Annotated in this window: 23 protein-coding genes; 7 read left to right on the top strand and 16 right to left on the bottom strand. The window is 72.6% G+C overall.

Translation table 11 applies throughout. The features are described from left to right. Positions 1–48: 48 nt before the first annotated feature. The gene (locus ACFPFQ_RS03575; protein ID WP_379614700.1) at positions 49–636 is read right to left on the bottom strand and encodes a hypothetical protein; all 588 of its coding nucleotides are present in this window, start codon (positions 634–636) and stop codon (positions 49–51) included. A 26-nt stretch (positions 637–662) separates the two neighbouring features. Between ACFPFQ_RS03575 and ACFPFQ_RS03570 the strand changes: the two genes are divergently transcribed. The 5 genes from ACFPFQ_RS03570 (at position 663) to ACFPFQ_RS03550 (ending at position 5,430) form a co-directional block, all read left to right on the top strand. Further along, positions 663–869: a DUF4177 domain-containing protein gene (locus tag ACFPFQ_RS03570; RefSeq protein WP_379614698.1), complete on the top strand. Its 207-nt coding sequence runs from the start codon at positions 663–665 to the stop codon at positions 867–869. Positions 870–981: 112 nt separating this feature from the next. Next, the gene (locus ACFPFQ_RS03565; RefSeq protein ID WP_379614696.1) at positions 982–1,890 is read left to right on the top strand and encodes a 1,4-dihydroxy-2-naphthoyl-CoA synthase; all 909 of its coding nucleotides are present in this window, start codon (positions 982–984) and stop codon (positions 1,888–1,890) included. A 79-nt stretch (positions 1,891–1,969) separates the two neighbouring features. After that, positions 1,970–3,121 (top strand): o-succinylbenzoate--CoA ligase, encoded by a 1,152-nt coding sequence (menE, locus tag ACFPFQ_RS03560; protein WP_379614694.1) that lies wholly within the window; start codon positions 1,970–1,972, stop codon positions 3,119–3,121. 130 nt (positions 3,122–3,251) lie between these two features. Continuing rightward, positions 3,252–4,526, top strand: a complete 1,275-nt coding sequence (locus tag ACFPFQ_RS03555) for a hypothetical protein (protein WP_379614692.1) — start codon at positions 3,252–3,254, stop codon at positions 4,524–4,526. A gap of 22 nt (positions 4,527–4,548) precedes the next feature. Beyond that, entirely contained in the window at positions 4,549–5,430 is an 882-nt protein-coding gene (locus ACFPFQ_RS03550) for a 1,4-dihydroxy-2-naphthoate polyprenyltransferase (RefSeq protein WP_379614690.1), read from the top strand. On the opposite strand, the gene ACFPFQ_RS03545 is transcribed toward ACFPFQ_RS03550, so the two are convergent. Continuing rightward, a complete protein-coding gene (locus ACFPFQ_RS03545; RefSeq protein ID WP_379614688.1) occupies positions 5,386–5,727 on the bottom strand; it encodes a DUF4229 domain-containing protein in 342 nt (113 codons plus the stop codon). The two genes, ACFPFQ_RS03550 and ACFPFQ_RS03545, sit on opposite strands and share 45 nt — an antisense overlap. A 174-nt stretch (positions 5,728–5,901) precedes the next feature. Here ACFPFQ_RS03545 and ACFPFQ_RS03540 point away from each other — a divergent pair, with 174 nt between their 5' ends. Together ACFPFQ_RS03540 and ACFPFQ_RS03535 are read left to right on the top strand one after the other, a co-directional pair. Further along, the gene (locus tag ACFPFQ_RS03540) at positions 5,902–6,123 is read left to right on the top strand and encodes a BldC family transcriptional regulator (protein WP_379614686.1); all 222 of its coding nucleotides are present in this window, start codon (positions 5,902–5,904) and stop codon (positions 6,121–6,123) included. Positions 6,124–6,210: 87 nt separating this feature from the next. Further along, positions 6,211–6,426, top strand: coding sequence for a hypothetical protein (locus ACFPFQ_RS03535; RefSeq protein ID WP_379614684.1), 216 nt, complete (start codon positions 6,211–6,213; stop codon positions 6,424–6,426). A gap of 132 nt (positions 6,427–6,558) precedes the next feature. On the opposite strand, the gene ACFPFQ_RS03530 is transcribed toward ACFPFQ_RS03535, so the two are convergent. The 14 genes from ACFPFQ_RS03530 to ACFPFQ_RS03465 form a co-directional block, all read right to left on the bottom strand. Then, the gene (locus tag ACFPFQ_RS03530) at positions 6,559–8,013 is read right to left on the bottom strand and encodes a MinD/ParA family ATP-binding protein (RefSeq protein WP_379614682.1); all 1,455 of its coding nucleotides are present in this window, start codon (positions 8,011–8,013) and stop codon (positions 6,559–6,561) included. Positions 8,014–8,134: 121 nt separating this feature from the next. Further along, positions 8,135–9,064, bottom strand: a complete 930-nt coding sequence (gene ccsB, locus ACFPFQ_RS03525; RefSeq protein WP_379614680.1) for a c-type cytochrome biogenesis protein CcsB — start codon at positions 9,062–9,064, stop codon at positions 8,135–8,137. Continuing rightward, complete coding sequence (gene resB, locus ACFPFQ_RS03520; RefSeq protein ID WP_379614678.1) at positions 9,064–10,695, bottom strand: cytochrome c biogenesis protein ResB; 1,632 nt, start codon at positions 10,693–10,695, stop codon at positions 9,064–9,066. Before resB ends, ccsB begins: the two co-directional genes overlap by 1 nt. 3 nt (positions 10,696–10,698) lie before the next feature. Then, a complete protein-coding gene (locus tag ACFPFQ_RS03515) occupies positions 10,699–11,475 on the bottom strand; it encodes a cytochrome c biogenesis CcdA family protein (RefSeq protein WP_379614676.1) in 777 nt (258 codons plus the stop codon). Between the two features lie 690 nt (positions 11,476–12,165). Then, positions 12,166–12,741: a TlpA disulfide reductase family protein gene (locus tag ACFPFQ_RS03510; protein ID WP_379614674.1), complete on the bottom strand. Its 576-nt coding sequence runs from the start codon at positions 12,739–12,741 to the stop codon at positions 12,166–12,168. Then, positions 12,738–13,376 carry a histidine phosphatase family protein gene (locus tag ACFPFQ_RS03505; RefSeq protein ID WP_379614672.1) on the bottom strand — a complete coding sequence of 213 codons (639 nt, stop codon included), beginning with the start codon at positions 13,374–13,376 and terminating at the stop codon, positions 12,738–12,740. The genes ACFPFQ_RS03510 and ACFPFQ_RS03505 overlap by 4 nt, the downstream gene beginning before the upstream one ends. Further along, complete coding sequence (hemL, locus tag ACFPFQ_RS03500) at positions 13,373–14,704, bottom strand: glutamate-1-semialdehyde 2,1-aminomutase (protein ID WP_379614670.1); 1,332 nt, start codon at positions 14,702–14,704, stop codon at positions 13,373–13,375. The genes ACFPFQ_RS03505 and hemL overlap by 4 nt, the downstream gene beginning before the upstream one ends. A 33-nt stretch (positions 14,705–14,737) precedes the next feature. Beyond that, entirely contained in the window at positions 14,738–15,472 is a 735-nt protein-coding gene (locus ACFPFQ_RS03495) for a hypothetical protein (RefSeq protein WP_379614668.1), read from the bottom strand. Between the two features lie 72 nt (positions 15,473–15,544). Further along, entirely contained in the window at positions 15,545–16,324 is a 780-nt protein-coding gene (locus tag ACFPFQ_RS03490; RefSeq protein ID WP_379614666.1) for an RDD family protein, read from the bottom strand. A gap of 92 nt (positions 16,325–16,416) precedes the next feature. Beyond that, on the bottom strand, positions 16,417–17,391 hold the full coding sequence (hemB, locus tag ACFPFQ_RS03485) for a porphobilinogen synthase (protein WP_379614664.1): 975 nt from the start codon (positions 17,389–17,391) through the stop codon (positions 16,417–16,419). Between the two features lie 131 nt (positions 17,392–17,522). Further along, positions 17,523–19,079 carry a uroporphyrinogen-III synthase gene (locus ACFPFQ_RS03480; RefSeq protein ID WP_379614662.1) on the bottom strand — a complete coding sequence of 519 codons (1,557 nt, stop codon included), beginning with the start codon at positions 19,077–19,079 and terminating at the stop codon, positions 17,523–17,525. Further along, a complete protein-coding gene (gene hemC, locus ACFPFQ_RS03475) occupies positions 19,076–20,047 on the bottom strand; it encodes a hydroxymethylbilane synthase (protein ID WP_379614660.1) in 972 nt (323 codons plus the stop codon). The genes ACFPFQ_RS03480 and hemC overlap by 4 nt, the downstream gene beginning before the upstream one ends. Continuing rightward, positions 20,044–21,474 carry a glutamyl-tRNA reductase gene (locus ACFPFQ_RS03470; RefSeq protein ID WP_379614658.1) on the bottom strand — a complete coding sequence of 477 codons (1,431 nt, stop codon included), beginning with the start codon at positions 21,472–21,474 and terminating at the stop codon, positions 20,044–20,046. Before ACFPFQ_RS03470 ends, hemC begins: the two co-directional genes overlap by 4 nt. Next, positions 21,471–22,280: a redox-sensing transcriptional repressor Rex gene (locus ACFPFQ_RS03465; RefSeq protein WP_379614656.1), complete on the bottom strand. Its 810-nt coding sequence runs from the start codon at positions 22,278–22,280 to the stop codon at positions 21,471–21,473. Before ACFPFQ_RS03465 ends, ACFPFQ_RS03470 begins: the two co-directional genes overlap by 4 nt. Positions 22,281–22,699: the final 419 nt, after the last annotated feature.

Here is a 22,699-nt window from a genome sequence, read left to right as displayed (position 1 = left end):
CGATCCTGCCAGCGCTGCCGCCGGCATGGGAGCGCGCGCGCGTTTGCGTCAGGTTGCCGGGTGCGCGGCGGCGCCGACCGGGAGCCGCGCGGCCGCGAGCAGGCCGCACCCGACACCGACGCCGACCATGGCGAGCCCGCCGACGGGCCAGTAGATGTGGCCGTGCAGGAACGGCACGGCCGCGCCGATCAGCAGGACGGTGCCGGGGACGGCACGGGTGCCGTCGCGACCGACCGCCAGCACGCCGACGAGCACCGTGGCGGCGAGGAACGCGTACACGCCGACCTCGGCGAGCTCGTTGCCCAGCTCGATGAGGTTCAGCGCGATCTGGCTGCCGCCGCGCTGGGTCTCGACGGCGATCCCGGCGCCGATCCCGGCCAGCGTGTCGAGACCGGTGTAGAAGGCGGCGAACAGGTAGGCGGCGAGGCGGGCCGCCCAGGCCAGCGGGCCGCGGTCGTTCCGCACGAGCGTCCAGATCGCCACCGCGAGCAGGGGGAAGATCGGCAGCAGCAGCACGTGCAGCTGCCACCAGCGGGTGGCGGTGGCCGGCGTCAGGTCCACCGGGTGCAACAGGCCGATCACGGCCAGCGCGAGCCCCGGGAGCGCCACCGCGACCACCGGGACCCAGCGCTTCATGGGTGAAGCCTGGCAGCCTGGGCGGTATGGCGCGATTCGAGTACCGGGTGATCCAGGTCCGCGAGAGCCTCATCGGGGGCAAGCTGTCGGCCGACAAGCTGGAGAAGCTGCTCAACGACGAGGCGAGCAAGGGGTGGCAGGTCAAGGCCATCACCAGCACGGAGGTGAAGGGCCGCGTCGGGCCCGGCGGGGTGGACGGGCTGCTGGTGACGTTGGAGCGGCCGGTGGGGTGAGGTGCCGCGCGCCGTCCGGGACTGCAGGAAGGTGGCCATCCAAGCGTTCAACCGCATGATGGTGGCCATGCTGCGATCCGGGAGGTACCACCGGCTGATCTAGGGTGAGCCGGTGTCCGACCAGGTATCCGAGATCTTCGATCCCACCGCATGGCGTGAGGTGCCCGGCTTCGACTTCGCCGACATCACCTACCACCGTGCGGTCGACTCCGGCACGGTCCGGATCGCGTTCGACCGGCCCGAGGTGCGCAACGCGTTCCGCCCGGGCACGGTCGACGAGCTCTACCGCGCGCTGGACCACGCCCGCCAGTCCTCCGACGTCGGGTGCGTCCTGCTCACCGGCAACGGCCCGTCGCCGCGTGACGGCGGCTGGGCGTTCTGCTCGGGCGGTGACCAGCGCATCCGCGGCCGCACCGGCTACCAGTACGCGTCCGGCGACACCGCGGAGACCGTGGACCCGGCCCGGTCGGGGCGGCTGCACATCCTGGAGTGCCAGCGGCTGATCCGGTTCATGCCCAAGGTCGTCATCGCCGTGGTGCCCGGCTGGGCCGCGGGCGGCGGCCACTCGCTGCACGCCGTCGCCGACCTGACGCTGGCCAGCGCCGAGCACGCGCGGTTCAAGCAGACCGACGCCGACGTGGGCAGCTTCGACGGTGGCTACGGCTCGGCGTACCTGGCCAAGCAGGTGGGTCAGAAGTTCGCCCGCGAGATCTTCTTCCTCGGTCGCACCTACACCGCGGAGCAGATGCACCAGATGGGTGCGGTCAACGAGGTCGTCCCCCATGCCGACCTGGAGAAGGTCGCGCTGGAGTGGGCGAAGGAGATCAACGGCAAGTCCCCCACCGCGCAGCGGATGCTCAAGTACGCGTTCAACCTCACCGACGACGGCCTGATGGGCCAGCAGCTGTTCGCAGGCGAGGCCACCCGGCTGGCCTACATGACCGACGAGGCCGTCGAGGGGCGCGACGCATTCCTCGAGAAGCGCGAGCCGGACTGGTCGCCCTACCCGTGGCACTACTGAACGACCGCGCCGACCCCGCAGCCACCGCGCCGACGTCCCGACATCGGCGCGGTGGCCACAACGTTGGCGCGGTGGGGCCGTGAGGGTCGTTGCGCTCGACGGGTCGCCCGCCGCCGTCGGCGTGCTGGTGGACGCGCTGCGCGAGGCGCTCGACGGTGGCCCGGCCGTGCTGCCGATCGCCCCCGGTGCCGCAGCGCCTGCGACCGTGCCGGAGGCACCGACCGGCACCGCGGTGGCCATCGCGACGTCCGGTTCGACGGGCGAGCCGAAGCTGGTGGCGCTGTCGGCCGCGGCACTGCGCGCGTCGGCCACGGCCACCGCCACCCGGTTGGGCGGGCCCGCTCGCTGGCTGTTGGCGCTGCCCGCCGAGCACGTCGCGGGGGTGCAGGTGATCATCCGCGCGCTGCTGGCCGGGGCCGAACCGGTGGTGCAGGACCTGCGCGCCGGCTTCCGCACCGTCGACTTCACCACGGCCACGGAGGGGCTGGGCTCCGAACTCCGTCACACCAGCCTCGTCCCCACGCAGCTCGGACGCATCCTCGACGAGGGCGGCCGCGCGGTCGAGGCGCTGCGCGGCTACGCGGCAGTACTCGTCGGCGGCGCCGCGCTCCCCCCGGCGCTGCACGACCGCGCCACCGCTGCCGGCGTCCGGGTCGTCACCACCTACGGCATGAGCGAGACCGCGGGCGGGTGCGTCTACGACGGCGTCCCGCTCGACGGCGTCACCGTCGACCTCGACGCCGACGGCCGGATCCGGCTCGGCGGCCCCACCGTGGCCACGGGGTATCTCGGACAGCCCGCCGAGACCAGCGCCGCGTTCGTCGACGGCCGGTTCGTCACCGGCGACCTCGGCCGGTGGCGCGACGGTCGACTCGAGGTGCTCGGCCGCGCCGACGACGTGATCATCACCGGTGGCGAGAAGGTGGCCCCGGCGGCCGTCGAGCGCGTGCTCGCGGCACAGCCCGACGTCGAGGCGGTGTGCGTGGTGGGGCTGCCCGACCCGGAGTGGGGACAGATCGTCGCCGCCGCCGTGGTCCGGGGCAGCACCACGGATGCGGACTGGATCGAACCTCTCCGCACGGCCGTGCGGGCCGAGCTCGGCCGCGCCGCCGTGCCGCGACGCTGGCAGGCGATCGCGGCACTCCCCGTCCGCGGGATCGGCAAGCCGGATCGGGCGGCGGTGATGCGCCTCGTGAGCAAGCCGGACGGCGATCGCCACCACATCGGGTGACGCGTTGCTACACCCCTTGGTGGCGCTCACTCTCCGTTGATTGACCACTACAGATTCATCCGGTCTGCTGCGCCCCAGACGGCACTCCCGTCACACACGTCACATTCAGTTCGGCTTGGGGAGACGCAGCATGCGGACGAAACTGCGCACCGCGGCACTGCTCGCGATCGCAGGCGCCGTCATGGCCGCCACCGTCGGTCCGGCCGCTGCCGCCGAGGTTCCGGCCGCCGCGCCCGCGGCGTCCTGGCAACCGGATCTGACCAGCGGTGAGGCCGCCGGCGTCGACGCCTCCGGCGGCACGGCACGGCTCGACACGGCGCACGCCTTCCAGGCTCCGGCCGAGGACTCCGGGGGCGCCGAGGGCGGCCCCGCGGTGCCCACCGGCCTGCTGACGCTGGCTCCGCACCGGATCGCCACGGCCACCGACCGGGTCGCCACCACCGTGCTCGCCGACCTCCCGGCCGGCTCCACCGCCACCGTGGACGTGCGCGGGATGCGCGGCAACGGCGGCTGGTCGGAGTGGATCCCGGCAACGCAGACGGCGGCGGGCACCGTCGCGGAGCTGCCGGAACCGGCCTCCGACGTGCAGGGCAGGCTCGTGCTCACCGGCGGGACCGCCGGCGCGGCCGCCGCGCCCACGGTCCGTTCCGTGACGCTCACGGCACTGGCACCGGACCAGACCGAGGGCAAGCGCGCCACCGAGGACGCGCCTGCCAACTTCCGCGTCTTCGCGACGCGGGAGGGCCTCGTCGGGGGCACCACGGCGAACGGGCACGTGATCGCCGACCGCGACCTGTTCGTCGCGCTGCCGTCGAGGAGGGCGCTCTCCCCGCGGGACAAGAGCGACTACTCGGTCAAGGTGTGCGCGCCGAGCGGGCGGTGCGCGTTCGCACCGGTGTGGGACGTCGGGCCGTGGAACACCCGCGACGACTACTGGAACCCGGCCCCGCAGCGCCAGGAGTGGACCGACCTCGCGCAGGGTCTGCCCCAGGCCCAGGCCGCGTTCACGAACAACTACAACGGCGGCAAGGACCAGTACGACCGCAAGGTGGTCAACCCCGCCGGCATCGATCTCGGCGACGGCATGTTCTGGGACGCGCTGGGCCTCACCAACAACTCGTGGGTCACGGTGGACTACCTGTGGACCGGGTCGGTGCGCCTGTCCAAGGTGGTCGCCGACAACACGGTGTCGGTGCGCTCGGCCCCGGACCCCCAGGCGAAGGTGGTGGGGGTGGCCGCCAGCCGGGCCGCGGTGCCCGTCGAGTGCTCGCCCGCGGCGACCGCGACGGTCGCGGCGGGATCATGGTTGCGGATCGGGACCGGTCAGTTCATCGAGGCCGACACGGTCGACCACCAGGCCCCGGTGCCGGCCTGCGCAACCGGGCCCGGTCCGGCCGCGCCGTAGGGGCCCGCATACGGTTGGATCCGTGGCCACAGTCGCGGAATGGGTGCAAGGCGCCCGGCCCCGTACCCTCCCGACAGCGATCTCCCCGGTGCTGATCGGCACCGGTGCCGCCATCGGCGGCGGTGTCATCTCCCCCGGCCGGGCGGTGCTCGCCCTGATCGTCGCGATCGCGCTGGTCGTCGGCGTCAACTTCGCCAACGACTACTCCGACGGCATCCGCGGCACCGACGACGTGCGGGTCGGCCCGATGCGGCTGGTCGGCTCGAAGGTCGCGACGCCGAAGACGGTGCGCGGCGCGGCGCTCGCCTGCTTCTCCGTCGCCGGGCTGGCCGGACTGACGCTCGTGTCGCTGAGCCGGCAGTGGTGGCTCATCGCCGTCGGCGTGGTCTGCGTGCTGGGCGCCTGGTTCTACACCGGCGGCAAGCGCCCGTACGGCTACGCCGGGCTCGGCGAGGTCGCGGTCTTCCTCTTCTTCGGGCCGGTGGCCGTGCTCGGCACCGCGATCACCCAGAGCGGCCTGCCCGGTGCTCCGGCGGTGGTGAGCGCAATCGGCTGCGGCCTGCTCACGAGCGCCGTACTGGTGGCCAACAACCTGCGTGACATCCCCACCGATACCGACGTGGGCAAGCGCACCCTCGCCGTGGTGCTCGGCGACCGCGACACCCGGCGGCTCTACGCGGCGCTCGTGCTGCTGCCGTTCCTGCTCTCGGCCGGTGGCGCCGTGCGCAGCTGGCCGATGCTGTTCGGCCTGCTTGCGCTGCCGCTGGGGATCGCGCTGGCCCGGCAGGTACTGGGCGGAGCCGACGGCCGTTCGCTCATCCGGGTGCTGGGTCAGACCGGGCTGCTGCTGCTGATCTGGTCAACCACCACTGCTGTCGGGCTGGCGCTTGGCTTCCTCGGCTGAACCGGCCGCCCCCTCGACGTCCTCGCCACGCAGCCGCGCCCGCAGCGCCTCGCGCTCGGCGGAGCGGCGCTGCCCGGCCACCGCGAGCGCGGTGTCGAGCCGGGCCCGCAGCCCGCGGAACAGCACCATCGACAGCGGCAGGGCGACGATGAAGGCCACGAGCAGTGAGATGAGGAACGGGACACCCGCCAGCATCATCACAGCTGTGACAACGGCGACGAGACCGAGCCGCGCCAGCACGTAGAGCGCGATGGTGAGCGGCACCCCCGGTGCCGTCGAGGACGTGGGCGTTGTCATGCCACGAGCCTACGACCAGGGCGATCCGTCCTTCGAGGGCCGCCCGACCACCCCTTCATGCAGGGTGTCCGGTTCGTCCTTTAAGAGCCCTTTACCTCCGGACAACCGTTCGAGTACCTGGGGTCCGAGGTGTCACGATGGCCCGGTAACAGCAGCGATGCGGAGGTCCCACCGATGACCGTCACGACACAGACGAACGGCAGCGAACGCCTGCTCACCCCGGGCGAGGTTGCCGCCCTGTTCCGCGTCGACCCCAAGACCGTGACCCGTTGGGCATCGGCCGGAAGGATCGGCTCCATTCGAACTCCCGGCGGCCACCGAAGGTTCCGCGAGTCCGAGGTCCGCGGGATGCTCGCCGATCTCACCAGCGAGGCCACGCTGCCACCGGCACGCTGACCCGCAGCGCCGGGAGGGTTACAGATCTCTGACTTCACCCCTGTGAAGCGTCCGCTCCGCTAATCTCGGTTGCGGAGGTGGTCGGAGATGTTGTTCCTCATCGCGTTCGTCGGCGCTGCGGTCATCGCTCTCGTGCTGTGGAAGGCGATGAACACCGTGCGCGGAGAGATCCCGCAGGAGCCTGTTCGTCGGTCTCCGACGGGTGTCACGCGCACGCGGGTGAGCGGCCCGGACGACGATCCTGATTTCCTGCGCCAGCTCGACGAGCGGGTGCGCAAGCCGGAGGACCCGCCGGCGAGCTGAACATCACGAGCAGCGGATCTCCCCGAGCAGCAGTCGCGCGCTTCGCAGACTCCGGGTGCCGTGCCGAGAGGCATGAGGCACCCGCGGTCCGCGAAGCGCGTTTCTGTGTCTGAGCTCGGTGGCGGTCCGACCTCAGGTGGTGTGGGCACCCTCGAACGCGTCGGCCACCGACGCCGCCAGCTCCAGCAATGCCATGCGCGTGCCCGGCTCCAACCGGTCCAGGTCGACCTCGGCGCCCTCCTCGAGGTGCGCGTCGAACGGGATCTTCACGACGGTGCGGCAGCGGGCCGCGAAGTGCTCGGCCACGCGGTCCAGGTCCACGCCGCCCGCGGACCGGTGCACGCAGTTGATGACCGCCACCGAGTTGCTCACCAGATCGCCGTGCCCGTGGGCGTCGAGCCAGTCCATCGTGGCCGACGCGCTGCGCGCACCGTCGATCGAGCCCGACGACACGATGATCAGCTGGTCGGCCACGCCCAGCACGCCGTACATCGCCGAGTGCATCAGTCCGGTGCCGCAGTCGGTGAGCACGATGTTGTAGAAGTGCTCGAGCAGGTTGACGGTGCGCCGGTAGTCGTCCTCGCTGAACGCCTCCGACACGGCCGGGTCCTGCTCGCTGGCCAGCACCTCGAGCCGCGACGGGCCCTGTGAGGTGTAGGCCCGCACGTCGGTGTAGCGGCGCACCCGCTGGGCGTCGCGCAGCAGGTGGCGCACGGTGGCGCTGGTCTCGAGCGGGATCTTCTGGCTCAGCGTGCCGCGGTCCGGGTTGGCGTCGACGGCCACCACGCGGTCGCCGCGCAGCGACGAGAACGTGGCACCGAGCGTGGCCGTGACCGTGGTCTTGCCGACGCCGCCCTTCAGGCTCAGCATCGCGATCTTGTAGCAGCCCAGCAGCGGCTGGTTGACGCGAGCGGTGAGCTCACGGCGACGGATGTCGAGCGGGCTCTCCCCCGGGTTGAACATGCGCCCGGTCATCAGGTACACCGCTCGGCGCCAACCCGACTGCGGCGGCCGCTTCGTGGGCCGCAGCAACCGGGCCGACGACAGGTCGGTGCCGGGCCGGTCCGAGCCGCTGCGGGCGCGCTGGGCCTCCTGCGCCGCGACGGCTCCCGGCTCGGTCCACCGGCCCGTCCCGCGCGGCGGGGTGCGGGCGGCCTCCGGGACCGGCGTGACCCGTTCCGGGGCCGGGAACGGTTGGCTGGGCGGGCCGGCCGAGGGCACCCGCGGAGTGGGCAGCGGCGGCGTGAGCGGCGGCGAGGCGGCCGGCGGTGGGCCCGGGAGCGGCGGGGCGGGCTCCGCCGCCTCCGGCTCCGGATGCGGCATGCGGATCGGCCCCACCGGGCCGGTGGTGAACGGGTCGATCGGGCCGCGCCACTCCGACGGCGGGGTGTGCAGCCCCGGCTCGGCTTCGTCGTAGGGCTCGTCGGCGAGAGCCTCCGGCTCGGGCTCCGGAACGGGCGCAGGTTCGACCGGTGCGACGTAGGGGCGCGAGGCGCGCGCAGGCACGGCACCCCACCGTTCACGGACGTAGCGCCCGACGGAACCGTCCGGGTAGTCCGGATCGTCGTCGGACTCACGCTGGGTCATCGATACATCCCGCCGAACCCGCAACACTGACCGCTCAACCGTCTCACGGACGCCGACGGTAGTCGCGCCGCTGCTCTGGGTCGAGGCGCGGACGGGTGTTGCCCGAACCTCGGATGGTGCGTCAGCCGAGCCCGGCGTAGGAGTGCAGGCCGGCGACCACCATGTTGATGAAGAACAAGTTGAAGATCATTGTGGCGAACCCGGCGACGTTGATCCAGGCGGCGCGCTCGGCACGCCACCCGGCCGTGGCCCGCGCGTGCAGGTAGCCCGCGTAGATCACCCAGGCGATGAAGGCGACCGTCTCCTTCGGGTCCCAGCCCCAGAACCGGCCCCATGCAGCCTCGGCCCAGATCGCGCCGCAGATCACCGCGAACGTGTAGAGCGGGAGCCCGATGATCGTGGTGCGGTAGGCCACCCGGTCGAGCCGGTCGGCCGTCGGGAGCTTCGCCGTGAACTGCGGGAACAGGCTCGAGCGACGCAGCAGGAACAGCACGCTCGCCACGCCGGGCACCAGCAGCAGCCCGCACGAGATGCTGATGGCCGTGACGTGGATCACGAGCCAGTAGGACTGCAGTGCCGGCATCACGGGCGCCGCGCGCGTGTAGAGGACGGTGCCGCCGAGGAACATCAGGATCAGCACCGGCAGGAGCACGAACATGCCGACGGGGCGCGCCGAGGGTGCCTTGCGCAGCACCAGCAGCCAGGTCACCACGGCGGCCAGGGTGATGGCCGCGGTGAACTCGTACATGTTGCCCAGCGGCCAGCGGCCAGCGGTGATGCCGCGCAGGACGATCGAGGTCAGGTGCAGCACGACGCCGAGGATGACGAGCGCCACACCCATCCGGCCCAGTCGATCGGTGCGGGAGCGCCCGGCGGGGACCTCGGCCGGAACATCGGCCTGCTCCACCTCGGGACCGCCCGCGCCGACGAGCACGGCCTTCGGCGTGCGCGTGGACGAGTACTCGAGCGCGTGCAGCACCATCGCCAGCAGGTACACGCCGGCAGCGGCCATGAACAAGCGATCGCTGTAGAGCGCCAGATCGGTGAGCATCAGCCGTCCTTCTCCTCTGCGGTGCCGGCCGGGATGCCGAGCAGGTCCACACACATGCGGTCGAACTCCTCGCCGTAGCCCGCGCGATCGGTGCGCGCGAGGCCACCGATCTCCACGACGGTACGTTCGACGCCATCGGCGCCGGTCAGCGGGGTGAGGCGGGCCCAGAACCGGCGCCTGCGCACCGCCAGCGACACGGCGAGGCCGACCAGCATCAGCACGGCGAACACGAGCACGCCCGTCTCGCCCGGATCGTGGCTGACCTGCAGGGCGACCCACTGCCGCACGTCGTCGAAGTGCACGACCGTGCCGTCGTCGAGCGTGACGGACTGGCCGGGCACCAGGTTGGCCCGCGCCACCCGCACCAGCGCGCCGGAGTCGATCTTGCTCTGGTCCACCTGGAAGATCGACTGGCCGCGGCCGTCGTCGAGGCCGAGATCGCCACGCAGCACGTCGATGGCAACCTCGGGGTCGCGCAGGGCGGGATACACCGACGTCACGACCTGGCCCCCGGAACTGGTCGGGGCGAGCAGGCCGGTGATCGCGAGCCCGCTGGCGCGGCGCTGGGCCTCGTCCGTGACGCCGGGGCGGGCGAACTTCGTGGCGCCTTCCGACAGGTAGGTGGTGGTGTCGACCGGCCGCCACTGGATCTCGCCGGTGCGCTGCTGGCCGTCGGGGAAGGTGACGGTGAAGCGCGGGGCGTAGCCGTGGTTGAGCAGGTAGACGCGGCTGCCGTCGGTGCGCAGCGGGTTGTTGACCGCGAGCGGGAACGGCCGCCACTCCGTGCTGCCCGCGGCCAGGTCGGCACCGGTCTGGTAGCCGAGGCTGGCCCGGTAGCTGACGGCCTGGCCGTTGGGCAGGAACTCCGCGTCGAAGTCGTCGACGCGGATGCAGAACGGGTCGAGGTCGGTGCCGTCGACGCGCAGGCCGGCGCGGAACGAGTCGTAGCCGAGGATGCCGGTGTTGCAGAACTGGCCGCCGTCGGCCAGCACGATCACTTGACCCTCGTAGCCGAACAGCTTGCCGACCGCGAAGCCGATGAGCAGGCCGATGAGGCTGAGGTGGAACACCAGGTTGCCGGCCTCGCGCAGGTGGCCCTTCTCCGCGGAGACGGCCAGCCCGGCCCCCTCGGCGACCTCCTCGCGGCGCCAGCCCTTCAACCGGGTGCGCACGGCGGCGGCCGCGTCATCGAGACCCACCTCGAGCGTGGCGGTGCCGTGGTGGGGCAGCCGGGCGAGGTTGCGCGGGGTGGCCACGGGCTTCGCGCGCAGCCCGCGCGCGTGCTCGATGGCCCTGGGCAGCACGCAGCCGACGAGCGACACCATGAGCAGCAGGTAGACCGCCGCGAACCACGGCGCGGCGAAGACGTCGAAGAAGCCCAGCTTGTCGAGCACCGGGGCGAGCGCCGGGTAGTCGGTGAAGTACTGGTCCACCAACGACTGGTTCAGCGAGCGCTGCGGCAGCAGCGCGCCCGGCAGCGCGCCGAGCGCGAGCAGGAACAGCAGGATCAGAGCCGTGCGCATCGACGTGAGGCCGCGCCAGCCGTTGCGCAGCACGGCGAGGGGGTGCCGGCGCCGCGGCGGCTCGGGGGCCTCGGCCGGTCGCGTGGGCGTGTCGGTGGGGGTAGCCATCGGCTAGAGCACCGGGACGAAGCTGGCGACGGCCGTCTGCAGCTTGGCCAGTATCCCGCCCCACAACCCGCTGACCAGCAGCAGGCCCACCGCCACCAGCAGCACGCCCCCGCCGATCTGGATGGCGCGCGTGTGGCGGCGCAGCCAGCCCAGCGCCCGCACCGCGCGCGAGGCGCCCAGCGCGATGAGGACGAACGGCAGCCCGAGGCCCGCGCAGTAGGCGAGGGTGAGGACGACGCCACGCAGGGAGCCACCACCGGTGCCCGCGGCCACGGCGACGACACCCGCGAGCGTCGGGCCGATGCACGGCACCCAGCCGAGCCCGAACACGGCACCCAGCAGCGGCGCGCCCCAGACCCCGGCCCGGGGCACCCAGTGCACGCGCTTCTCGTTCTGCAGCACCGGGATGAGCCCGACGAACGCCAGGCCCATCGCGATCATCACGACGCCGCCGACGCGCTGCAGCACGGCCTCGTTGTCGACCAGTGCGTCCGACAGCCAGACGACGCCGACGAGGATCGCCCCGAACACCACGGTGAACCCGGCGACGAACAGCCCGGCCGCCCCGGCCACCCGCCACCGGCCCGACCGCTGCACCTCCGCCTGCGCGACCGTGGCGGGCGGGGCGTCGGCACCGACGAGACCGGCCAGGTAGGCGAGGTATCCCGGGACCAGCGGCACCACGCACGGCGAGGCGAAGCTGACCGCACCCGCGAGCACGGCAACGGCCGCTGCGAGCAGCAGCGGGCCCGAGACCGCGAGGGTGGTCGAAGGATCCATCACTCGGAAGGGTAGGCCCGTCCTCCGACCAGCCGCGAACCGGGTTCTACGACGTGTAGTGGATCGAGCCGGGACCGGCTGTTCCCCGCGTTGCAGGAAGCGCGGGGACGGGTCGTGGGCAGCCGTTGCGGACGCGGGCCCCCGCGTTGCAGGAAAGTCCGTCATGGCCTTCGGCCGCCATGAAAGAGGAGAACCGGGACGTCGGTTGCGGATGGGAGTGTGCTCCGCTCTACAGCGCCCTCGCCGGGCCGGCAGATCAACTGGAGGGGGGTTGTGCCCTCCCGGGGCGCGCGAGCCGCACGCCACGGCCCTGTCGATGACGCTGCGGTGCGGCTCGCGCGGATCATGCTCGCCGAGGCGCACGGCAGGGGCCCGGCGTGGGGCGCTGCGGTGCGGGTGGGGTGATCAACGCCCACTGGTTCGGTGTTGACCATGACCCAGTGGGCGTTGATCTTCGTGCCGGGTGGTCGAGCGCGCACTGGCTCATGATCGAACCGGAACCGGTGGGCGTTGATCACTCGCCCGGCGCGGCGGGCTCTCGCAACGGGGCCGGCGCGGGGGCATCGGATGCGCTTCCCGGTAGGTCCCGCTGGTAGGCCGCCTTCGGATGGGGATTGTCCTGACAGCCACTTTCCTGCAACGTCATTGCGGGAAAGTGGCTTTCCAGCAAAGATCAACACGCCGGGGCGATCACTCCGCCGCCAGCCGCTGGATCAGCGGGATCAGCTCGGGCACCCGGACCTGCAGGAGGTCGATGTAGGCCACCCGGTGGTGCTTGTCGAGCACGATCGTGAGCGGCACGACGTTGCGCGGCAGCCCGCCGAGGCTCGACAGCGTGCGGCCCGGGTTGTCGAAGATCGAGTCGTAGGTCAGTGCGCGGTCGCGGACGAAGTCGGTGGCGGCCTGCCGGTCGTCACGCACGTTGATGCCCAGCACCGCGGCCCCGAGCGGCGCCGTCTGCTGCTGCACGAACTCCAGGTCCGGGGCCTCGGTGCGGCACGGTCCACACCACGATCCCCAGATGTTGATCACGACGACCTTGCCGGGGTAGCTGTCGAGCCCGACCGTCTGCCCGTCGTGGAGCAGGCTCGGCCCGCTCAGGCCGCGCACCTCGCCGCGGGCCGAGGGCGGGTCGAACGTGAGCTCGGTCTTGCCACCGGGTGCGACGAACTGGAAGTCGCCACCGGTGGCCACGGCGTCCTTGCTGGTGGAGCAGCCGGCGAGCAGCACGAGCAGCGCCACCGCGACGGCGACGGCGCGTCTCATGCGCCGGTCTGCGTCGGAGCGCTGGACCCTGCGGGCTCGGTGTAGCGCACCTGCGTGAGCTCCTCCCCGCTGAACACCAGCGAGGTGAGTGAGGCCAGCGCGCACTGCCGCTTGCGGGGGTCGTGCCACAGCCGCTGGCCCGTGACGAACCGGCGCAGCGTCCAGATCGGCAGCTGGTGCGACACGCACAGCACCTCGTGGCCGGTGCCCAGCGCCCGCGCCCGGTGGACGGCCGCGAGCATCCGGTGTGCGATCTGCAGGTACGGCTCGCCCCACGAGGGGGTGAACGGATCCCGCAGCAGCGGCCAGTTGCGCGGGCTGCGCAGCGCACCGTCGCCGACGGCCACCTTCTTGCCCTCGAACTTGTTGTCGGCCTCGATCAGCCCGTCGTCGGAGCCGATGGTGAGCCCGTGCGCGGCGGCGATCGGGCCCGCCGTCTCCTGCGCGCGCTGCAGCGGAGAGGCCACGACGGCGACGATGTCGGCGTCGGTCAGCACCTTCGCGACGATCTCGGCCTGGTGTCGGCCGTTGTCGGAGAGCCGGAACCCGGGGATCCGCCCGTAGAGGATCTTGTCGGGATTGAAGACCTCGCCGTGGCGCAGCAGGTGCACGATCGTCTGCTCCGGCTCGCTCACGGCGCCACCGCCGCCGCGGCCGCACGGGCGGCGGCCGGCAGCGCGGCCTCGATGACCTGCCACGCCTCGTCGTCCAGCGCGGCGGAGACGAACCACGCCTCGTACGCGCTCGGCGGCGGGTAGACGCCGCGGTCGAGCAGCGCGTGGAAGAACGCCGGGAACCGCCAGGTGGCCGCTGCCTGAGCGCCCGCGTAGTCGTGCACCTCGTCGGCGGTGAAGAACACCGACAGCATGTTGGCCGCGTACTGCACGCGGTGCGGCACGCCCGCCGCCGTCAGCGCGGCGCCGATGAGCCCGCCCAGCCGCACGGCGTTGGCGTCGAGCGCCGCGTAGACGGCGTCGTCGGCGGCCCGCAGCGTGGCGAGGCCCGCCGCCACGGCCACGGGGTTTCCCGAGAGCGTGCCTGCCTGGTAGACGGGCCCGGCCGGGGCGAGGTGCGCCATGTACTCGGCCGGACCCCCGAACGCCGCCGCCGGCAGCCCGCCCGACATGACCTTGCCGAACGTGTAGAGGTCGCCCGCCACGCCGTCGATGCCGAACCAGCCCGACGGCGACACGCGGAACCCGGTCATCACCTCGTCGACCACCAGCAGTGCGCCGTGGGCGTGGCAGACCTCGCGCAGTGCCGCGTTGAAGCCCGGCAGGGGCGCAATGGCGCCCATGTTGCCCGCTGCGGCCTCCGTGATCACGCAGGCGACCTCGGTGCCCCTGGCGGCGAACACGGCGCGCACGGCCTCGATGTCGTTGTAGGGCACGACCACCGTGTCGGCCGCCTGCGCGCCCGTGACACCCGGGCTGGTGGGCAGGCCGAGCGTGGCGACACCGGAGCCGGCCTGGGCCAGCAGCGCGTCGACGTGGCCGTGGTAGCAACCGGCGAACTTGATGATCACCTTGCGGCCGGTGATGCCGCGCGCGAGCCGGATGGCACTCATCGTGGCCTCGGTGCCGGAGTTGACCAGGCGCACCTGCTCGACCGGACCGACCCGGCCGATGATCGCCTCGGCGAGCTCGATCTCCGCCGCCGTCGGGGCGCCGAACGACAGCCCCGAACCGGCCGCCGTGCGCACGGCCTCGACGACCGCCGGATGCGCGTGACCCAGGATCATCGGGCCCCACGAGCAGATCAGGTCGACATAGGAGTTGCCGTCGGCATCGGTCAGCCAGGGGCCCGCCGCCGACGCGATGAACCGCGGCGTGCCACCCACGGAGGTGAACGCCCGCACCGGCGAGTTCACCCCACCGGGGATGGCCGCCGACGCGCGGGCGAACAGATTGCTGGACGCCGCGGTGCCGCGGCCGGTCACGAGCGAGGAAGGCGCACTACCCACGCCAGCAGTCTTACAGCCGCCGCGGCGGCCGGCTCAGGCGGTGCGCCGCTTGCCGGCGAAGTAGCGGTTGGCGTCGCCCAGGAAGAACGTGACCGTGCCCCCGATGCAGAGCACCGCGAGCCCCAGCACGATGAGCAGGCTGCTGCCGTCGCCGCCCAGCTGCGTGACCAACGAGAAGACCAGCAACAGCGCGAAGATCACGCTCATGATCGTGAGGAGGATCCGCGCCCAGCCGCGGCCCAGGAACGCGAGCACCGCGAAGACGACGTAGAGCACGCCGATCACCGCGATCACGCCCGCGACCCAGCGCAGCACGCTGACGAACGTCTGGGCCGTGATCCCCGCCTGCGCGACCTGCGGGTTGTTGATGATCTGCGTCGAGATGTTGTCGACGTTGAGCGGCGCGACCGCGAAGAGGATGCCGAACGCGAGGAACGGCAGCGCGCTGATCACGATCATCACCAGCCCGACCACCATGATCGGGGGCCGCTTCGGTCCGGTGTCCCGGCCGGCGGCGCCCGCTTGGTACGGCGTGCCGTACGGGTTGTAGGCGAGCCCCGGCTGACGCTGGTTGGCCCCGTAGGGCGACTGGCCCCCGTAGGGGCCCTGCTGGCCGCCGTAGGGGGGCTGCTGACCGTAACCGGGCTGCTGGCCCTGGCCCGGCTGACCGTAGGGCCCGGGCGGGGAGTACCCGCCCGGGCCGTACGCGCCCTGCTGTGGCCCCTGCGCCTGCCGGCCGTCGCCGTGCGGGTCGTGCGGTGTCGTCACGGGCGCCACCGTATTTCCCAGCCGGGTGGCTGTCTACGCAGGTACATCGACTGGATTGCCGAACTCCGGGTACTACTGGGCCTTGATGACGATCGTGTTGCTCCACTTGTCGTGCAGCGCCCGGCGCAGCGGCACGTCGGTGATGACGAAGATGCCGTCGACGATGCTGAACACCGCGATGAGCAGCCACACGAGCGCGCCGAGGAACGGCACGAACGCGAGCAGGCCGGCGACCGCGAAGACGCCGGGGTAGATCGCGGCGCGCTTCATCAGGGTGGCCGAGTCCGGACGGCTGCCGTTGGCCGCGACCAGGCGCGTCTTCATGACGATCTTGCCGAGCGTCTGGCCGTTGCGCGAGTGCATGAAGTAGTCGTAGCCGGCGTAGAGGATGCCGCCCACCAGCGTCGGGATCACGGCCAGCAGCGTGATGTTGAACGACGTGTAGCTGGTGAAGAAGATGGCCGTGGCGATCGCGGCGAGGATGGCCTGGACGATCCCGAACAGGATCCCGTCGATGATGCGGGCGACGAGCCGCTCCCACCACTCCGGGATCGGGCCGGGAGCACCCGGCGGGACCGGGAGCGGTGCCGCGCCGTAGCCCTGCTGCTGGGGCGGGCCGTAGCCCTGGGGGGGCCCGTAGCCCTGGGGCGGCTGACCGTAGCCCTGCTGCTGCGGGGGCGGGCCGTAGCCGGGTGGAGGCTGCTGCGCGTAGCCGGGCGGGGGGCCGTATCCGGGGGGAGGCTGCTGTGCGTATCCGGGCGGCGGTCCGCCCTGTTGCGGCGGAGGCCCGTATCCGGGCGCGGGCGGCTGCCCGGGCTGACCCTGCCACTGCGGGTCCGAAGGCGACGTCATGTGGCGAAAGGTATGGCCACCCGCGATGCATGTCCAGCTTGATCGCGCAACCGTGACTTTCGTCAATGGACCTCATTGGGGCCAAATGGACCTCAAACGAGGCGTTCGGCCGCCTCGGTGGCCCAGTACGTGAGCACGATGTCGGCGCCGGCGCGGCGGATCGACGTCAGCGTCTCGACGATCGCGCGATCGCGGTCGATCCAGCCGTTGGCGGCGGCGGCCTCGACCATCGCGTACTCGCCGGAGACCTGGTAGGCCGCGACCGGCACGTCCGCGCTCTCCGCGACGGCCCGCAGCACGTCGAGGTAGGCCATCGCGGGCTTGACCATGACCATGTCCGCGCCCTCGTCGAGGTCGAGCGCCAGCTCGCGCAGCGACTCCCGGACGTTGGCCGGATCCTGCTGGTAGGTCTTGCGATCGCCCTTGAGCTGCGAGTCGACGGCCTCGCGGAACGGGCCGTAGAACGCCGACGCGTACTTGGCGGTGTAGGCGAGGATGCCGGTGTCGGTGTGGCCCGCGGCGTCGAGCGCGTCGCGGATGACGCGGACCTGGCCGTCCATCATGCCGCTCGGGCCGAGCAGGTGGGCCCCGGCCGCGGCCTGGGCCACCGCCATCTCGGCGTAGACGGCGAGCGTGGCGTCGTTGTCGACCGAACCGTCGGCAGCGAGCACGCCGCAGTGGCCGTGGTCGGTGAACTCGTCGAGGCACGTGTCGGCCATGAGCACCGCCGCGTCCCCGATCTCGGCGCGGACGTCACGCAGCGCGGCGTTGAGCACGCCGTCGGGATCCACCCCTGCCGACCCGTTCGCGTCGCGCACCGCCGGCACGCCGAACAGCATCAGCCCGCCCACCCCCGCCTGCACCGCCTCCACGGCCGCCTTGCGCAGCGAGTCGCGCGTGTGCTGGACGACGCCGGGCATCGAGGCGATCGGGATCGCCTCGGCGGCGCCCTCCTTGACGAACATCGGCAGCACCAGGTGCCGGGGCCGCAGATCGGTCTCCGCGACGAGGCGTCGCAGTGCCGGGGTGGAGCGCAGCCGCCGGGGCCGCTGGGTGGGGAAGGCCATGGGTTCAGGGTAGGCCCGGGAGTGCTGCCCAGATCGCAGCATGGTGGCCATCCACACGTTGGATCGCAGGATGGCCACCATGCTGCGATGGGGGTGGCCGGCGGCGGGAGTGAATCGGGTGCTGCGGTGCCTCAGCGGCGTCGGGCCTTCGCCTTCCGCGGCGGCGGCAGTGCGCCTTCCGCACGCAGCCGGGCCGCGTGTGCCGCCAGCGCGTCAACGAGTGCCGGCACGCGGGACTCCTCGGGCTGGACGTCGACGCGCAGGCCGAACTCGCGGGCGGTCTCGGCCGTCTGCGGGCCGATGCACGCGACGATCGTGCGGGCGTGGGGCTTGCCCGCGATCCCGACGAGGTTGCGCACGGTGCTGGAGCTGGTGAAGCACACCGCGTCGAACCCGCCGGTCTTGATCGCCTCGCGGATCGGCGCGGGCGGCGGGGCGGCCCGGACGGTGCGGTAGGCGGTGACGTCGTCGATCTCCCAGCCGCGATCGCGGAGGCCGGCGGCGAGCGTCTCGGTGGCGATGTCGGCCCGCGGGAGCAGGACGCGGTCCACCGGGTCGAGCACGTCGTCGTAGGGCGGGAAGATCGAGAGCAGGCCCTCCGACGAGGTCTCGGCGGGCTCGGTCTCGTCGGGCACGATCTCGGGGTTGATCCCGAAGGCCCGCACCTTCTCGGCCGTGGCCGCACCGACGCAGGCGATCTTGACGCCGGAGAACGCGCGGGCGTCGAGGCCGAACTCGGCGAACTTCTCCCACACCGCACGCACCGCGTTGGTGGAGGTGAACACGACCCACTGGTAGCGGCCGTCGACGAGCCCCTTGACGGCGCGCTCCATCTGCGTGGGCGAGCGGGGCGGCTCCACCGCGATGGTGGGCACCTCCTCCGCCGTGGCGCCGTGCACCGCGAGGCGGTCGCTCATGGCGCCCGCCTGGTCCTTGGTGCGGGGCACCAGCACGCGCCAGCCGTACAGCGCGCGCGACTCCCACCAGGACAGCTCGGCGCGCAGGCCGACCTCGGCGCCGACGGCCAGCACCAGCGGGCCGTCGAGGTCGGAGCCCTCGGCGGCGAGCGTGGCCAGCGTGGCCTGCACCGTGCGCTGCGTGGTGGTGGTCCCGCTGGACGTGACGGCGACCGGCGTCTGCGCCGCCATGCCGTGCTCGGTGAGCGAGGAGGCCACCTCGGAGAGGTGCGACGCGGTGGCGTGCAGCACGAGGCTGCCCGGTGCCGCGGCCAGCCGCGCCCAGTCGACACCGGCGCGGACGTCGGCCTCGATGTGGGCCGAGCCGAGCGGTACGCCGGAGTAGGCGGGGACGGCCGTGCCGGCGGGCACTCCCGGGATCACGTCGAAGGCGACGCCTGCGGCGGCCACGGCGATGGCCTCCTTGACGACGGAGTCGACCGTGAAGGGATCGCCGCTGACCAGCCGCGTGACCATGCGGCCGCTCTCGGCCTCCGCGATCAGGTCCTTGGCGACGTCATCGGGCTGGCCGACGGCCGGACGCACCTCGGCACCGTCGGCGACGAGCGCCAGGATGGTGTCGGGCACGTCGGCGTCGGTGATCACCAGCGGTGCGTTGGTGAGCGCGGTGCTCGCGCGCACGGTCAGCAGGCCCGGGTCGCCCGGGCCGCAGCCCACGAAAGCGACACGTCCCGGCGACGATGCGCGCGGCGTGGAAGGAACACGGTTCATCTGTTGGAACTCCCGATCCAGCGGTTCTCGTGGGGTGCCGGGCCGTCCAGCAGCGTCGTGCCCCCCATGTCGAGCAGCTCAGCGGCCAGGGCCGCTCCGAGCTTCTCGGCCTCGTCCATGTCTCCTGTCGCCGACGCGCGCAGGAGCGCACCGTCGGTCGTGCCGAGCACCGCACGCAGTGAGACGCGATCGACCACGCGTCCCTCGTCGTCGATGTCGGACACCACATCGGCAAGCGCCCCTATCGGTGCGCTGCAGCCTGCTTCGAGCGCGGCGAGCACGGCCCGTTCGGCCGTGACGGCTGCCCTCGTGAACTCGTCGTCGAGCACCTCGGCCAGCAGGCGCACGAGCTCGAGGTCCTCCGCCCTGCACTCGATCGCCAGCGCGCCCTGAGCGGGCGCCGGCAGCATCTGCAGCGGGTCCAGCAGCTCGGTGGCCTCACCGATCCGGCCGAGCCTGCGCAGCCCGGCGGCCGCGACGACCACGGCGTCGAGCTCCCCCGAGGCCACCTTGCCGACACGCGTGTCGACGTTGCCGCGGATCGGCACGATCTCCAGCCCGAGGCCGAGCGCGTCGAGCTGAGCGCGTCGCCGCGCCGATCCCGTGCCCACGCGGGCCCCGGCCGGCAGCTCGCCGAGCACCTTGCCGTCGCGGGCGACCAGCGCGTCGCGGGGGTCCTCCCGCGTCGGCACCGCCGCCAGCCGCAGCCGCGGGTCGGGCGCCGTGGGCAGGTCCTTGTAGGAGTGCACCGCGATGTCGACCTCGCCGCGGGCGAGCGCCTCGCGCAGCTTCGCGACGAAGACGCCGACGCCCAGCTCCGCGACGGGGACGCTCGAGCGATCGCCCGCGGTGCTGACCTCGACGAGCTCGGTGGGATGGCCGGCGGCGCGCAGCCGTTCGGCGATGGTGCCGCTCTGCGCGACGGCGAGCGCGCTCGGGCGGGTGCCGACGCGAAGGACCTGCGTCATCCCAGGCTCCCCTCGTGACCCGTGTGGGGCCAGTCGTCCAGCGCCAGGTTCTCCGGGATCAGCGACTCCAACCCGGTGGTGTCGCCGGCGCGGGTCTCCAGCGTGCCGAGCACGTCGCCGCTGCGCTGCAGCGCGACCGCGGCGGGTGTCTGCGGGTCGAGCTCGAACAGCTTGCGCAGTGCCGCGGCGTAGCTGTCGCCGTCCGGCCCCTCGGCGAGGCGCTTGACCTGCACGGTGGGGGTGTGGAGCAGCTTGTCGACGACCCGGCGCACGGTGCGGCTGAACTCGTCGCGCACATGACCGTCGAGCTCGGGGAGCTTCGAGTTCAGGCGCAGCAGCTCGGCGTCGATCACCTCGGAGGCGCGCCTGCGCAGCGCCGTGACCGTGGGCGTGACCTCGGCCGAGCGCTGCGCGGCGAGGTAGGCCTGCGCCTCGTCGGCGACGAGGCCCTGCGCGGCGGCGACGGCGGCGCCGCGCTCGCCGGTGGAGAGCCTGCGCTGCAGGCCGACGAGGTCGATGACGGTGACGCCGGGCAGCGCGGCAACGGCGGGGTCGACGTCGCGGGGCAGGCCCAGGTCGACGACGGCGAGCGGCCGGCCGTTGCGCGCGGCCACGGCGGCTGCGACGGCGGCCTGTTCGACGACGATCCCGACCGCGCCGGTGCAGGCGACCAGCACGTCGGCGGTGGCCAGCTCGTGCTCGAGCGTCTCGAGCAACGCGGCGCGGGCGGGCGTGCCGTGGCCCGCCGTGGTGTCGGCGAGGCGCTCCGCGCGCTCCGGGGTGCGGTTGAGCACGACGATCTCGGCCGCGCCGGCACGGCGCAGGTGAGCGGCGGCGAGGCCGCCCATCGCACCGGCACCGACGATCACGGCGCGGCGCCCGGCGAGATCACCGCCGAGGACCTCGGCCGCGTCGGCGAGCGCCTCCGACACGACGGAGGCACCGGCGGCATCGATACCGGTGCGGGCGTGCACCCGCTTGCCGACGCGCAGCGCGTGCTGGGCGAGCTCGTGCACGACCCGGCCGGCGGAGCCGGCCTCCTCGGCCGTGGCGTACGCGGTGCGCAGCTGGCCGAGGATCTGGGCCTCGCCGACCACCATCGAGTCCAGCCCGGAGGCGACGGCGAACAGGTGCTGCACCGCGGAGCCCGCGTAGTGCACGTAGACGTGCTCGGTGAGCTCGTGCATCGGCATCCCGGCGTGGCGGCCCAGCACCGCGGAGACGTCGGCGAGACCGCCGTGGAACGCCTCGACCACCGCGTAGATCTCGATGCGGTTGCAGGTGGACAGCAGCACCGCCTCGGAGACGTGCGCCGCCTTGAGCAGCTCGTCGAGCAGCTTGGGTACGTCGTCGGCCGAGACCGCGGCGCGTTCGAGCACCTCGACCGGCGCGCTGCGGTGCGAGAGCCCCACTACGAGAACTGTCATCGGATCTGCCCTCCGGACCCGTTCACGGATCCGATCACGGTGCCGTTCACAGCCCCGTTCGCGGGACTGCCGGCAGCGGCATGCCCGTTGAGCGGCGCTGCAGCAGGATCGATCCCGGAGTCGAGATCGTCCTCGAGCTGGCGACGGGCCACGTGGAACGCGAGTATCTGCAGCTCCACGGCCAGGTCCACCTTGCGGACCTCGACCTGGTCGGGCACCTGCAGCACGACCGGGGCGAAGTTGAGGATGCACTGCACGCCGGCGTCGACGAGCAGATCGCACACCGCCTGCGCGGCGGGCCCGGGCGTGGCGACCATCCCGATCGTGATGCCGCGCTCTGCGCAGATCTGCGGGATCGTCCGGACGTGCTCGACGAGGATGCCGTTGATGTGGATGCCGACGAGGTCGGGGTCGACATCGAACAGCGCTGTGACGGGGAACCCACGCCCGCCGAACCCGCCGTAGCCCGCCAGCGCGTGCCCGAGGTTGCCCACCCCCACCAGTGCGACGGCCTGGCGGTGGTTGAGCCCCAGCGCGCGCTCGAGCTGGTGCAGCAGCGCGGAGATCTCGTAGCCGACACCGCGGATGCCGTAGGACCCGATGTAGGAGAGGTCCTTGCGGAGCTTGGCCGGGTTGACCCCGGACGCTGCGGCGAGCTCGTCGCTGGAGACCGTGTCGGCGCCCTGTTCGGCGAGCTCTCCGAGCATCCGCAGGTAGACGGCGAGCCGGGCGACGCTGGCCTCGGGGATGGACCGTGGCCTCGCGGCGGTCGTACCCTCGGAGGGTGCCTGCGGCGGCACGCTCACGGTTGCTCCTCGCTGACGCTCGAACTCGGGGTGGCCGTGTGCCCACGATCCCGGTGGCCGGGCTGGTCGTGGAGATGACCCCCGGCCGGATGACCCCCGGGATCGGGCGTTGACGGCGACTGAGTTACACGGTAGTCGCTTGTGAACACACGCACAAAGTTGCGATCTTGAACGCGATCGTGCTCGCACGCAGCGTCCGCGATCGGATACCGGTGGTCGCCGACGGGCTGCCGCTCGTCGCAGGAACACCCCTCTGACATGCCGAAGGGGCGGCCCCGGAGTGCGGGACCGCCCCTGTGGATCACGCGTTTCCGCGCTTGTGCCGCTCGGCGAAGTGGATCTCCAGCCAAGATCAGCTCTTCGGCATGAGGACCTTGTCGATGACGAAGACGGTGGCGTTGGAGGTGGGGATGTTGCCG

This window comes from Pseudonocardia sp. GCM10023141, assembly GCF_042653605.1.
Note: the sequence above shows the minus strand (reverse complement) of the source record. Positions and strands in the feature narration are given on the sequence as shown.